A 12,980-nucleotide genomic window follows, 5' to 3' on the forward strand; every position below is an offset into this window, starting at 1 on the left:
TGTTTTATAATTAATGAATATGTTACAATAAGAGTGCCAAGATTATCTCTTACTTGTTTTTTGCTTGGCTTTGTTTTTTTCTTTAGCGGTTTTGAGTTCTTTTTTCAGAGATGGATTGGCTAATATCATTTCGTCTTCATCTATCTCTTCAGGGGTTTTCATTCCCTTTATTTTTTTAGGTTTTATCTTTTTCTCGGCATCGCTGTAAATCTCTTCTTTGCGATGAATACGCTCGTTGCCACGCCAGACAAATTCTTTAAACTTGCGATCGTTCATGTGTAACTTTTCTTCTGGGTATAAATTCCCCGAAGGTTGTGTAATAAACACAGTTTGTTGGAGTTGTTGTTTTTTATCCAAATAAAGTTTGATGTGGCTACAGGAGAGTTTGTTGATACCTACCAATTCTTTAGCATCGTTGTACACATAGTAAATAGACTCGGTATTTTGCAGAAAGTCTATTTGTCGTAAGGCGTTTTGTTTAAACTTTCCGTACAAGAATTTTCCTTTCACTTGGTTATACCCATCGCCTAAAGTATCTTTTTCTACCACGAGAGCGTTGTTGAACACTTTGAGGGAGTCTAACTGTTGAGTTTTTGTATTGGCAATCAGGTGGATATTATCGCCCGTCATCTGGCTTACGCCTGTCCATGCTACGGGTTTGCCCACCAATTGGGTGAGCCCGTTAGCTTCATCGGAGTGGATAGAGTCGCATTTGGCTTGCATATCGCTTTTGAAGATATGGGCATCGGGGTAGGCGCGAATCACGCGGTGTTGGGGTTTGCCCGTTACCAAAATGCGTTTGCCGTGCATATACATTGAATCTTTTTCTACCAGCGTAATTACCACTGCTTTTTTAGTGATAAACATTGAATCTTTAGCTTTGTGAATTTCGCCGTAATGTCCACGCACAAAGGTTTTGTTTATGGTATCGGAAATGAAGATATTGTTAGAACCTGAGGAAAACTGTCGGCGTTTATCAAAGTACAAGCTGTCGCCTACTAAGGTTTTGAGGTCGTATTCTATTTTGGCGTGTTTCATAAAATAGCCCAGTTCGCGACGTGTATCGTAAAAACCGCGTTCGCAATACACCTTGTAATCAGCGCCCACAATAGTAGTTTTACCATAAAAATAGGCATTGCCCGAATTGTGGTAATAGTCTAACACTTGTGAATTGACTGTAAAATCGCGATTGACAATCTTTACTGAATTGGTAAACTGATTTTTTTTAGTAGTTACATAATATTTGCCTGTTTGGCTGGTGAGTTCATTTTCAGCATTGGTAATTTTACCGAAATTATTGTAGTAAGCTTCTTGTTTATTGCGGTCAAAGAAGAGTTCTTGGGTTTCGAGGGTCATATTGCCGTTGCGCAATACTACATTTTCTTTAGCTATAGCGGTTTTAGTATTTCCTTTGTAGGATACGTATTGGCTGTTCATCTGCAGGGTATCGCCTTGTTGCAACACCACATTTCCGTGAGCGATTACCTCGTTTTTTTCCTCATAGAGCACTGCTAAATCGCACCACACATCCAATCCTTGGTGGCGGAATTGTACCCGCTGTCCATCGGATTTAAAAATAGTTGCACCAGGGTATTTCACATTGTCGATGGTAAACTCTCCTCCGTAAACAATTTCGATACGTTTAGTTTTAGGTTCGCTTGTTTGTGCCACAAGGCTTTGCAAGCTAAGAGTAAACATTGAAAATAATATGTAAAAAAACGTTTTTTTCATTCAGAAATGTTTTCATTGAGAATGCAAAGATAGTAAATAATTGATAATTAACAATTGATAATTGACAATTAATTGGCAAATTGTTCTTCCTATTGGAATTTACAAAAACTTCATTTTTAGAAAAAATCGTTTTTTATTATTTGTAATTTGCAATTAATTCATATTTTTGCACCAAATAAAAACAATTGAGATATAAAAGAATAGAAAAATACACATAAGATTTAAAGAGAAAGTTGTTAATATCCTTTTAAAAAGAATCTGGTAAATTCAATAGAAACAGAGGTGAATTAACAAAATGTTTCTCGCCCCATAAGGGCGTGAACTGTTTTTGTTACATACCTGTTTCGGGCATACCAGAGCCTTTTTAAAGTGTGAACAAAACATTCACGCTTTTTTTATGCTCTAAAAGTTGCCCTTATTCGTTTTGTAATATTAAAATTAAATCAATAACAAATGAAAAAAATCGTTTTATTCAGTGCTTTGGCACTACTGTTAGCGAGTTGTGGTGTAACAAGAGAGTTATCACACAATGTAAACAACCATACTACTCAAGTGGTATTGGCTAAAAATAACTTTAAAGTAGTAGAACACGTGAAAGGAGAAGCCTCTAATCAATATTTATTTATTATAGGAGGTGGAAAACGTGCTTTGGTGGAAAAAGCAAGAGCTAAAATGCTTCAAAATGCCAATTTGGTAGGTTCTTCAAGAGCGGTTATCAACGAAACTGTAGAAATACATTCTTTCTTTTTCTGGTTTGGTATGCAATACACAGTAACTGTTTCAGCTGACGTAATCGAATTTACTGAATAGTAAAAGTAAAAAGAGTCAGTTTACATTTTTAGGAAACTGACTCTTTTTTTATTAGTAAATTATTCTACGGTTACTGATTTGGCTAAATTACGAGGTTGATCGACATTGCAACCGCGCTTGATAGCGATATAATAGGACAGCAACTGCAAAGGTACTGAAGCTAAAATAGGGGTAAGCGCCTCACTGATTTCGGGTATTTCAATCACGTGGTTTGCTAAGCCCGCCATTTGGGTATCGCCTTCGGTTACTACGGCTATAATTTTACCTTTGCGTGCCTTTATCTCTTGTGCATTAGAAACTACCTTATCATAATGTCCTTTAGACGGTGCGATGAATATCACCGGCATATTCTGATCGATAAGGGCGATAGGTCCGTGTTTCATCTCGGCAGCTGGATAGCCTTCGGCGTGAATATAGGATATTTCTTTGAGTTTTAAAGCCCCTTCCAAAGCAGTAGGGAAGTTAAAACCACGACCTAAATACAAGCAATTGGTAGCTGTTTTATAGCTTTCGGCTATCTCGGCTATCTTGTGATCGACTGTTTTGATAGTGGTTTCAAGCAACTGGGGCACACGTTCTAATTCCTTGCAAAGACGGTGATAGGTTTCCGTACTAAGGGTACCCTTCTTATGTCCTAAATGCAAAGCGATAAGGGTAAGCACCGTGAGTTGGGTGGTAAAGGCTTTGGTAGAAGCTACCCCTATTTCAGGGCCTGCGTGAGTGTAAGTGCCTGAATGGGTGATACGCGCAATTGATGAACCCACCACATTGCAAATACCGTAGATAAAAGCTCCTTTTTCTTTCGCTAATTTGAGGGCTGCTAAGGTATCGGCGGTCTCGCCTGATTGTGAAATAGCAATGACGATATCCCCTTTATTGATAATAGGGTTACGATAGCGGAACTCTGAGGCGTACTCTACTTCTACAGGAATGCGCGCGTATTCTTCTAACAGATATTCACCTACCAAGCCTGCGTGCCACGAAGTCCCACACGCTACAATAACAATGCGTTTGGCATTGAGGAAGGTCTCTAAATGATTATCTATTCCTGATAGTTTGGTAGAGTGGTTGGGCAAGAGGCGACCGCGCATCGTGTCTTGGATAGACTTAGGCTGTTCGTAGATTTCTTTGAGCATAAAATGGTCGTATCCGCCTTTTTCAATTGCTTCGAGGTTGAGTTTGAGTTGTTGTACAAACGGACTCACCTGCTCATTACTGCCTATTTTAATCACTTTCAACGGTTTGTTGAGGTGAATGGTAGCCATTTCGCCATCTTCTAAATACACAGCATTTTGGGTGTACTCTATAAAAGGAGAGGCATCGGAGGCGATGAAAAACTCGCCATCACCTACCCCTATTACCAACGGACTACCCAAGCGGGCTACTACTATTTCCTCAGGTTTACTTTCCTCCATTACAGCAATGGCAAAAGCACCAACCACCTCGTTGAGCGCATAGCGCACCGCAGTCTCTAAATTGACGTTTTCTTTTTCTTTGAAGTATTCGATGAAGTTTACTAATACCTCGGTATCAGTATCAGAATGGAATACAAATCCCTCTTTGATGAGGTTTTGCTTGATACTTTCGTAATTCTCAATAATTCCGTTGTGTACAATGGCTATTTTGCCAGAATTAGAGCGGTGAGGATGTGAATTAACATCGTTAGGCACTCCGTGAGTAGCCCAACGGGTATGCCCCATACCGCAACCATAAGTAGGAACATTTTCTCCTGCTTTGGCTACCAAATCGGATACTTTGCCCTTGGTTTTTTCTCCGTAAAAACTCTCAGCGTTTAAGATAAAACCTGCGCTGTCGTATCCACGATACTCTAAGCGTTTTAACCCATCAATCACGATGGGAAAAGCGGCACGTTTGCCTAAATAACCTACAATTCCACACATATTTTTAAGTTCTTTTTATTATTTATTAATTTACACTCTTACACTTTCGGGCACTAATACGGTATAATCACCGTGATTGCGAATGACATCGCGCACAATAGACGATGATATAAACGAAGTACGTGCTGCCGTTAGTAAAAAGACAGTTTCTATTTGAGATAATTTGCGGTTAGTGTGTGCAATAGCTTTTTCAAACTCAAAGTCGGCTGGGTTGCGCAAACCTCTGAGAATGAACTGAGCATCGATTTCTTTGCAGAAGTCTACTGTAAGCCCTTGGTAGGTAGTAACTTTTACTTTGGATTCATCGGCAAAGGCTTTTTCGATAAACTCTTTGCGTTGTTCTACCGTAAACATATAGTTCTTGTCGCCATTAACACCTATGGCAACCACAATTTCATCGAATAGGTCTAAAGCACGTTTGATAATATCGTAATGACCTAAGGTAATGGGGTCAAACGACCCTGGAAATAAAGCTCTTTTCAATGATTAACGATTAATGGTTAGTGATTCAATACTCGTTCAATTTCGCTTTCGAATAGTTCTTCAAGACTGATACCTGCTACTTTAGCTTGTTGAGGCAGTAAACTAGCTTCTGAAAGCCCTGGTGTGGTATTCATTTCAAGCAAATAAGGCGTGTCGTCTACGATGATGAACTCACTTCGGCTGAAACCTTCCATTTTTAACAATCGGTATACGCGTTCCGCCAAAGCGTTGATTTTAGCAGTCATTTCGGCAGAAAGGCGCGCAGGGGTAATTTCTTGCGACTTACCATTATACTTCGCATCATAATCGAAGAAATCATTCTCGGATACAATCTCAGTCATTGGAAGAACTTTTATTTTCCCGCGATAGTTGATTACCCCGATAGAGATTTCAGTACCTTTCAAGAAACTTTCGATGAGGATTTCGTCGTCTACTTCAAATGCTTTGTCTATATACATAGGCAGTTGAGCCTCTTCATATACTTTATACACTCCAAAACTACTCCCTGATTTATTAGCCTTCACAAAGCAAGGCAAGCCTACTTTGGCTACAATATCAGCAGTGTTGTAGTCTTCACCTTTGTTGAGATAGTAAGAAGGGGCAGAAAGAATTCCAAAAGGTTTGAGTACCGATAGCATATCACGTTTGTTGAAAGTAAGAGCCGAAGCATACATACTGCATCCTGTGAGAGGTAAGCCAATCAAATTGAAATAGGCTTGCAAATAACCGTCTTCACCTGGGGTGCCGTGAATGGCATTGAAAACAGCATCAAAAGTAATTTTACGTCCGTTTACTGTTACCGAGAAGTCGTTTTTATCAATAGGATGTTCGTTGTTTTGAGCATCTACATACACCCATTTATCGCGGTCGATACGCACGGGGTAAGGTACATATTTATCTTGGCTGAGATGTTTGGCTACTACTGCAGCACTCTTTAAAGAAACGGGAGCTTCATTAGAGTATCCTCCCATTATGATTGCTATATTTTTTTTCACTTTTACAAGTATTTTTTATATATTTTCTATTTTTTCAATGAGATAGTGATGTGTCCATTCAGGGATAACATCTTGCAAAATCTTCATTTCAGTTCCTTTTTTCTCTATTAAGAGAGAACGTTTATCTGAAAAAGTTGTATCGAAAATAAAAGCTCTATCGGCTATCATAAAAGCTTCGAACAATAAGTCCATTGATCTATAATAACGCTCTATTACTTTCTTTTCTAACACATTATGGCCTCCTTTAGTCACTCTTAGTCCAATGCGTTCTATATTAATTTTTGGATCACGTGTGCTTACAAAATACAAATACGTTTTAAAGCCTTGTTTTTTTACATTCTTCAAAAAATCAACTTTTGAAGGGTGTGACATTACCGTTTCAAACGAAAAAGTACTTTCTGTACACAGTAATATCTGTCTAAAAAAGTTGGCTATACTTGCTGCTATATAGCTATCTATTGGAGTATTTAACACCAGAATATTATCAGTGATAACAATACTTTGGAGTTTTTGCTTATCAATTTGCTTATTTTCAGCATTTAGTTGAAAACTTTCCCAGTCATATTGTGTGATAGGGGTAGGTAGATACTCCTCACAGTTGATAAACCCCTGTGTTTTTAGTTGCTTTTCAATAATATCAGCATTTACAAAATAACCTACGTTATAATGTTTTTTCACATCTTCTATAAGAGTAGACTTTCCCGAACCATTAGGTCCTGCAAACATACGAAAGCGTTTCATATCGCTTTTTTTAGTTTATAAATACCCTTTTTAACCTTTACAGTTCCAAACTGAGCTTTTTGTCCTAAAGGTACAAGGGTACCATCGGGTTTTTCTTCCACTAATTCACCATCTATTACGGTAATATTGCTAAGCCCTAAAGCGCGATTTTCACGGCGCGCTCTTTGCATTGCGTTATAAAATATTTCATTTAAGGCTTCTGTAGGTATTTCTTGTTTCATATTAGGTCTTTACTTTGTGGTTGGGACACAAAATATTTATCTTTGTTTTGTTATGTTCTAAAAAATGATTTCATTATTTCTGTCTGAAATACACATCAATAGGCACACCGTTAAAATCGAAGTTTTCACGGAGTTTGTTTTCTATAAAACGTCGGTAGGGGTCTTTTACGTATTGTGGCAAATTAGCAAAGAAGGCAAATTGCGGCATAGGTGTGGGCAATTGAGTACAGAACTTTATCTTGACATATTTTCCTTTGATCGCAGGGGGTGGATAGTTCTCAATAATAGGCAACATCACCTCGTTGAGTTTGCGAGTAGGGATACGCTTGGTGCGGTTGTTATACACAGCTACAGCCGTTTCTATCGCTTTGTAGATACGTTGCTTATTCAATGCCGATACAAACAAGATAGGTACATCGGTGAAAGGTTCTATTTCTTTGCGGATAGCCGCTTCGTACTGTTTAGCCGTATTGTTTTCCTTCTCTACCAAATCCCATTTGTTTACTAATATCACGATGCCTTTGCGATTGCGTTGTGCCAACCAGAAGATATTAGCATCTTGGCTTTCAAAACCACGTGTAGCATCGAGCATCAAAATACACACATCGGAGTGTTCAATAGCACGAATAGAACGCATCACTGAGTAGAACTCTAAATCTTCTTTTACTTTAGATTTACGGCGGATTCCCGCTGTATCAACTAAATTAAATTCAAATCCAAAGCGGTTGTACTTAGTATCAATAGCATCGCGTGTAGTGCCTGCAATATCGGTAACAATATAGCGGTCTTCGCCTATAAGGGCGTTGATAAAGGACGATTTACCCGCATTAGGTCTCCCTACTACAGCAAAGCGAGGCAAGGGGTTTTCTTCTTGTTTTTCTTTTTCGGGCAAGAGAGCGACCAAATCGTCGAGTAGCTCTCCTGTACCACTACCATTTACACTTGATAGGGCGTAGAGATGTTCAAAGCCTAAGGCATAAAATTCGTGCATATCGTTGCGACGATTGTTGCTATCCACTTTGTTTACTGCTACTAATATTGGTTTATGGCATTTGCGCAACAACTCGGCTACAGCTTCGTCCATACCGGTAAGTCCTTCTTCGACGTTTACCATAAAGATAATCGCATCGGCTTCGTCTATGGCTAAGGCAACTTGTTTGTTGATTTCTTTCTCGAAAGAATCGTCACTACCTGCTAAGTAGCCACCCGTGTCGATCACAGAAAAAGAAACCCCATTCCAGTCGGTTTTACCATAATGGCGGTCACGTGTAACGCCACTCACGGCGTCCACGATAGCCTCACGGCGTTTTATCAAACGGTTGAAAAAAGTGGATTTACCTACATTGGGGCGTCCCACTACAGCTACTATAGCACTCATAATATACCTACTTATTTTTTGCAAAGATAGAAAATAATTAACAAATGGCAATTATCTTCTTATAAACGCTGTTCTTTTTTATAGGGATTAGGACGATATCCTTCCATTAAAGCATCGTTTTCCATTATAAACGGAATGGCATTGGGTTGCTCCCACTCTACATCATATCGGTTCATTAAATAATCGCTGAGCTGAGTGCGATTAGCAAATTTTATCGCCTGATAAGGTTCTTGGAAAGCGAGTTTTTCGATAAAGAGTAGCTTGCCTTCAAAAGGTACTAATACCCCTACGTGTCCCACAAAGAGAGTGTTCTCTTCTGGGGTGATTTGGGAATGGAAGACTGCCGATATGAGCGATGCCTTAGTAGGGTCGTTTTTATAACGGAAATCAATACCGCGTTCTTTCCACGCCTGTTGCATCGCCTGCAAATGAGTGTTTATATCTTTAGTATTAGTAGTGGGCACCTCGGTAAAGAGGGTGAAAAAGTTGTTTTCTTCCTCTGGGGTAAAGAACTTTTTAGGGGTATTGTGCAAGGACTCTCGGTCTATAAAAAGTACTTCGTCTTCCTCTTTGGTAGCAAACTTTTTATCTGCAGGAAAAGCAATCAAATCACGCAAGAGGGTAAAAGAGGTAAGACGACAGTTATAACCTTGAAACATAGGGTATTTAGACGTCCAAATGCTTTGTATAGCAACCTCATCATACTTAGGTAGCAGGCTATCAATAGTTACAAATCCTTTGGGTACTAAGCCTGCTTTATCGCCTACGGTTTGGTTGAAAAGGGCTACACTCTCCAAAAAAGAAGCCACATTTTGCTCAGATATTCCTGCTGCTGTAAGGGCTTTTTGCACTTCGTCTTGAGTAGCGGTATCTACCAAATTAGAATAAGTGAGAGTAACAGCTGTCTTTTCAGTTGTTACTTTCTTCTGCTGGCAAGAAATTGCTCCTAATGAGAGAATTGTTATTAGTAAAAGTTTTTTCATTTGATGTTATTTTAGACTTTTCTTTTTAGTTTTAAAACGTTTTTCCTTAGTATAAGTAGTATATCTTAATCCTGTGCCACAAATGTACATAACAGAACTATAGTAATCCTTTTTCCAAATGCCATTCTCTTTTTTATAAACGGCATCTATCTTTTTGTCGGATTGACCAAAGCTAAAATATGCTTTATTTCCTCCATCAAAGAATATGGGTTCTGAAAAAGTGAAACATTGTAGTTTTTCTGGTCTGTAAATGAGTTCTTTCAATTTTTTGTATACTTTCCAAGCTTCTTTTTCTCTTCTTTTTTTACTCCAATACCATTTTACAGTTACAAAAAAGGTATGCGGACGAACAAAACGTTCTTTGTCTTTTATGTTTCTCTTTGTAAAAACAAAATCTTGAGTATCAAATGATGGCAATAAACTATCTTGAAAACATTCTCTTGCTTTTTTGAATGCTTGAAAGTCCCAATACGATGATTCTGGATTTTTTTTTCGCTCCTCAATAGCTTTTATAACACCTTCTGCATCGTTAGATAATGCTGAGCTGCGACCGTAAAAAGGCTTTTCTTTTGCATACTCAAATTCATAAGCTGAAGGTATATAGGGCGGTTCTAAGTAAAAATATTCATAATCTTCAGGAATAAAATCCTTATATACTTGATTAAAAAATTCTTCTTTGCTTTCCTCTTGCGAAAAGAGCAATTTAGAACAGAACAACAATAAGAAGGTTATTTGTTTTTTCATATTTGTTTGATATAATTAAAGTTATATGTTGCTCTCATAATAATAAGACTGTTCTATACCTTTAAAAATTACTTTACGGTCATTTACTTTATCAGTAAGGGCAGGTTGCAACAAAAAGCGCAATTCCAAATCGTTGATAGGGCTACGCTCCATTGCCTTTCATATACGGTGTTCACATTTAAAAGCCTAACCCCCGTTGAGGGTGTCCGAAAAGTTTTATTTATGTGGGCGTTTGCAGCACATACCCAGCTATCGCTGGCTTTCCTACATAACATACTACAAAAGCTATTGATAATCAGAGTAATCAACTTTGCCAAAGTTTCAGACTTTGGCAAAGTGTAGCGACGCAATATTTTTAATCTCCCACGAATTACACGAATTTTCACGAAATTGAGAGTGCATAAAACTCCTTATTTTATATTATCTCACAAATTTTCACCTGACGATGAATTATTTTGTGAATATATTATGATACAAAGCTATAAAATCAATGTTCTGTTATATCGAGCTGACATTATTTTATAGTTTTTCTAATGTATATATTAAGCTTGTATGTTTCTCTCCTATAAGTGGAAACAAGAAATCTTCAAGGGTATGATGATAACGGAATCCACATTTTTCAAGTACTCGCTGTGAGGCAATATTTTCCTCGTATGCGCTTGCCCATAGTTGAGTAAGGTTCAACTGTTCAAAAGCATATTGTATTACCCTTAGGGTAGCTTCAGTAACATAGCCCTTATCCCAAAAGTCTTCTCCAAGCCAATAGCCTATTTCGGCTTCATTTTCTCCTATAGAAAGATTGCTCTCTCCTTGCAAAAGCAAGCCTATACTTCCTATGGGAATGTTGTTTGCTAAACAAATAGCAAAACTATGAGACTTGCTAAGGACAACCTCAATAATCTCTCGGCTCTCCTCCACACTTTTGTGAGGAGACCAACCGCACCTCTTGCCTATAATAGGGTTGTGCGCTTGTGTGTATAAGGCTTCGGCATCGGTAATTTCCCAAGGGCGAAGCAAAAGGCGTGTTGTGTGAAGTGTTTCCATAAACTTAGTTATAATTGTTTTAAGCGTTTTCTACTTTGATATAAGTAATTTATTAATTAACGTGAGTTCGGCGTAAGTAATTATTTAAAAATCAGAAAAAATATTATAAATCTCCCACAAAGCCAGCGAGGGCTCACAGCTGGGTATGTGAACACACGAATTTCCACCTGATGGTGAATTATTTTGTGAATATATTATGATATAAAGCTGTAAATCAATATTCTTTTATATCGAACTGACATTAAATAACAATTATAAATTTAACAAAGCTAAATATGATGGAATAAAAAAATGACAATTAGAGCAAAAGTTGTTTTTTGTTTTTGTGAATGTAGAAATAGAACTATATTGTCCCGAATTGCCAAAGTGCAAAGATAGTGAATAACGAGATAAAAGCAAATAGAAAACAAAATTATTTTCGTCAAGAGGAATTTACCCTAACTACCAACAAATCTACAAAGAAATGGATAGTTATTTAGGAGAAAAAGGGTATAACCGACAATTGTTTGAGCGCGACAAAGAGACAATACGCGATGAATGGCACTATGATTTGAGATTTGAGGATGAAACTTATGCGCTATACGAAGATGAAAATCAGCTGATAGTAGATGACCTATTGGCAGCTTACATCTTGTTTATCGTGCAAAACCAAGACGGCAAATTACCTGAATGCGTGATTACAGAAACTCGTCAGCATACGGGTACAAACCATATAGCCGACTGTATAGAGGCTATAGAAGCACATAAAGAACTGCACATCACTTACTACGACTACCGCGATAAGCAAAGCAAAGCCTATACGCTACAACCTTACAAACTAAAGCATAAAGACTATAAATGGTATGTATTGGCTGTAGATAAACAAGATAGCAGTGTGCCTTTTAAAGCTTTTGCCTTAGAGCGCGTGCGTTCGTTAGAAATAGGTGCTACTTTCCGTCCTAATAAGCAATTAGACTTCTACAGCACGTATTACAATGCTTTTGGGATGTTTACCGATGCCAAAGCCGAAAAGGTAGTGTTACAGTTTGATCACCGCGATGGCAACTATCTCAAAGCCTCGCCTATTCACCACTCACAGACGGTTATAGCTGAAACCGCAACGCATATCACCTTTGAACTTTATGTAAAACCCACTCTCGACTTTATTATGGAACTGATGAAACGCAGTTGGTCGCTTACTATATTAGAACCTACTCACTTGCGAGATACTTTTGTAAAATATTGGCAAGAAGCAGTGAAGAGAAATTTGGAAGTGGATTAATTCGCTGATTTAAGTTTTAAAAAAGCTTGAACTTCATCAGTCTTTATTAGAGGAAGTTCTATGGTCTCGCGATTGATTTTTTGATGGTATAAATCGCTCCATTCTTGTAAGGTTATTTTGAGTAAGTTGGCTCTTTGTACTAAGTTATCAGCGACTATTAGAAGATAGTTACACAGTCCTAATAACTTAAAATAGTGCTTAAAATAGTGTTTCCTTTCTATTTTACCGATTGATAGTACAAAGTAGATCCCTACTTTCTGACTTATTTCGAAGATATTTTTTAAAGTCTCAAAGTGAGTAATGGCAAAGTTCTCTATATTTTCTATAAACACAATGATATGAGGAGCTTTATAGTGCTTACTATGCTGCTTTTCATATCGATTTGCTATTTCTTTTTGTAAAATAGCAAGCATTTTGAACATTTTTTGTTCATCTTGTGCATTGATAGAGAACATTCGTACATTTTTAGAATGCTTATGGTAGAGCATTGTCCAGCGTATTTCTTGTACTAATAGTTGTCTTTCATCAGGATTATTACCCTCAATAAGTATAGGACTTATTTTAGCAATATCTACAAATTTCACTTCTTTGATAAATACACCTAAAGGTACGGGGAGTGTCATTTTTTTAGGAGCTCTAACTTGTAAAAGTTCTTGAAAGGTTTTCATATTGTGTGATATTATAAGTT

Annotated in this window: 13 protein-coding genes and 1 pseudogene; 2 read left to right on the forward strand and 12 right to left on the reverse strand. The window is 37.7% G+C overall.

Annotated elements, in window-relative coordinates; translation table 11 throughout:
* Positions 1 to 42: 42 nt before the first annotated feature.
* Entirely contained in the window at positions 43 to 1,731 is a 1,689-nt protein-coding gene (locus JMN12_RS05265; RefSeq protein WP_203137718.1) for an OstA-like protein, read from the reverse strand.
* Positions 1,732 to 2,184: 453 nt separating this feature from the next.
* On the opposite strand from JMN12_RS05265, the gene JMN12_RS05270 reads away from it, so the two are divergent.
* A complete protein-coding gene (locus tag JMN12_RS05270) occupies positions 2,185 to 2,541 on the forward strand; it encodes a DUF6567 family protein (RefSeq protein ID WP_203137720.1) in 357 nt (118 codons plus the stop codon).
* Positions 2,542 to 2,600: 59 nt separating this feature from the next.
* On the opposite strand, the gene glmS is transcribed toward JMN12_RS05270, so the two are convergent.
* From glmS to JMN12_RS05320, 10 genes and pseudogenes are all read right to left on the reverse strand, one after another.
* Positions 2,601 to 4,442 carry a glutamine--fructose-6-phosphate transaminase (isomerizing) gene (gene glmS / locus JMN12_RS05275; RefSeq protein WP_203137722.1) on the reverse strand — a complete coding sequence of 614 codons (1,842 nt, stop codon included), beginning with the start codon at positions 4,440 to 4,442 and terminating at the stop codon, positions 2,601 to 2,603.
* Positions 4,443 to 4,472: 30 nt separating this feature from the next.
* On the reverse strand, positions 4,473 to 4,925 hold the full coding sequence (gene coaD, locus JMN12_RS05280) for a pantetheine-phosphate adenylyltransferase (RefSeq protein ID WP_203137738.1): 453 nt from the start codon (positions 4,923 to 4,925) through the stop codon (positions 4,473 to 4,475).
* A 17-nt stretch (positions 4,926 to 4,942) separates the two neighbouring features.
* Positions 4,943 to 5,920, reverse strand: a complete 978-nt coding sequence (locus JMN12_RS05285; protein WP_203137740.1) for a D-alanine--D-alanine ligase — start codon at positions 5,918 to 5,920, stop codon at positions 4,943 to 4,945.
* A 15-nt stretch (positions 5,921 to 5,935) separates the two neighbouring features.
* Positions 5,936 to 6,661 (reverse strand): hypothetical protein, encoded by a 726-nt coding sequence (locus JMN12_RS05290; protein ID WP_238423818.1) that lies wholly within the window; start codon positions 6,659 to 6,661, stop codon positions 5,936 to 5,938.
* Complete coding sequence (locus JMN12_RS05295) at positions 6,658 to 6,882, reverse strand: hypothetical protein (RefSeq protein WP_002677505.1); 225 nt, start codon at positions 6,880 to 6,882, stop codon at positions 6,658 to 6,660. Before JMN12_RS05295 ends, JMN12_RS05290 begins: the two co-directional genes overlap by 4 nt.
* Positions 6,883 to 6,955: 73 nt before the next feature.
* Entirely contained in the window at positions 6,956 to 8,260 is a 1,305-nt protein-coding gene (gene der / locus JMN12_RS05300) for a ribosome biogenesis GTPase Der (RefSeq protein ID WP_088594658.1), read from the reverse strand.
* Between the two features lie 59 nt (positions 8,261 to 8,319).
* Entirely contained in the window at positions 8,320 to 9,243 is a 924-nt protein-coding gene (locus tag JMN12_RS05305) for a DUF4300 family protein (protein WP_203137742.1), read from the reverse strand.
* A 6-nt stretch (positions 9,244 to 9,249) separates the two neighbouring features.
* A complete protein-coding gene (locus tag JMN12_RS05310; protein WP_203137745.1) occupies positions 9,250 to 9,987 on the reverse strand; it encodes a hypothetical protein in 738 nt (245 codons plus the stop codon).
* A 21-nt stretch (positions 9,988 to 10,008) separates the two neighbouring features.
* A pseudogene (locus JMN12_RS05315) lies at positions 10,009 to 10,143 on the reverse strand (cell filamentation protein Fic); the annotation flags it as partial.
* 363 nt (positions 10,144 to 10,506) lie between these two features.
* Positions 10,507 to 11,031, reverse strand: a complete 525-nt coding sequence (locus tag JMN12_RS05320) for a GNAT family N-acetyltransferase (RefSeq protein WP_203137747.1) — start codon at positions 11,029 to 11,031, stop codon at positions 10,507 to 10,509.
* Between the two features lie 463 nt (positions 11,032 to 11,494).
* Here JMN12_RS05320 and JMN12_RS05325 point away from each other — a divergent pair, with 463 nt between their 5' ends.
* Entirely contained in the window at positions 11,495 to 12,292 is a 798-nt protein-coding gene (locus JMN12_RS05325) for a helix-turn-helix transcriptional regulator (protein WP_203137749.1), read from the forward strand.
* On the opposite strand, the gene JMN12_RS05330 is transcribed toward JMN12_RS05325, so the two are convergent.
* Positions 12,289 to 12,960 (reverse strand): hypothetical protein, encoded by a 672-nt coding sequence (locus JMN12_RS05330; protein ID WP_198467502.1) that lies wholly within the window; start codon positions 12,958 to 12,960, stop codon positions 12,289 to 12,291. The genes JMN12_RS05325 and JMN12_RS05330 overlap by 4 nt on opposite strands.
* Between the last annotated feature and the right edge of the window lie 20 nt (positions 12,961 to 12,980).

The sequence above is a fragment of the Capnocytophaga genosp. AHN8471 genome (assembly GCF_016806945.1).
Classification (GTDB): domain Bacteria; phylum Bacteroidota; class Bacteroidia; order Flavobacteriales; family Flavobacteriaceae; genus Capnocytophaga; species Capnocytophaga periodontitidis.

Coding starts and splice junctions, on each gene's coding strand:
- glmS (WP_203137722.1), bottom strand. CDS start 4,442: ATGTGTGGAATTGTAGGTTATTTAGGCAAACGTGCCGCTTTTCCCATC.
- JMN12_RS05330 (WP_198467502.1), bottom strand. CDS start 12,960: ATGAAAACCTTTCAAGAACTTTTACAAGTTAGAGCTCCTAAAAAAATG.
- JMN12_RS05295 (WP_002677505.1), bottom strand. CDS start 6,882: ATGAAACAAGAAATACCTACAGAAGCCTTAAATGAAATATTTTATAAC.
- JMN12_RS05310 (WP_203137745.1), bottom strand. CDS start 9,987: ATGAAAAAACAAATAACCTTCTTATTGTTGTTCTGTTCTAAATTGCTC.
- JMN12_RS05265 (WP_203137718.1), bottom strand. CDS start 1,731: ATGAAAAAAACGTTTTTTTACATATTATTTTCAATGTTTACTCTTAGC.
- der (WP_088594658.1), bottom strand. CDS start 8,260: ATGAGTGCTATAGTAGCTGTAGTGGGACGCCCCAATGTAGGTAAATCC.
- JMN12_RS05270 (WP_203137720.1), top strand. CDS start 2,185: ATGAAAAAAATCGTTTTATTCAGTGCTTTGGCACTACTGTTAGCGAGT.
- JMN12_RS05325 (WP_203137749.1), top strand. CDS start 11,495: ATGGATAGTTATTTAGGAGAAAAAGGGTATAACCGACAATTGTTTGAG.
- JMN12_RS05290 (WP_238423818.1), bottom strand. CDS start 6,661: ATGAAACGCTTTCGTATGTTTGCAGGACCTAATGGTTCGGGAAAGTCT.
- JMN12_RS05320 (WP_203137747.1), bottom strand. CDS start 11,031: ATGGAAACACTTCACACAACACGCCTTTTGCTTCGCCCTTGGGAAATT.
- JMN12_RS05305 (WP_203137742.1), bottom strand. CDS start 9,243: ATGAAAAAACTTTTACTAATAACAATTCTCTCATTAGGAGCAATTTCT.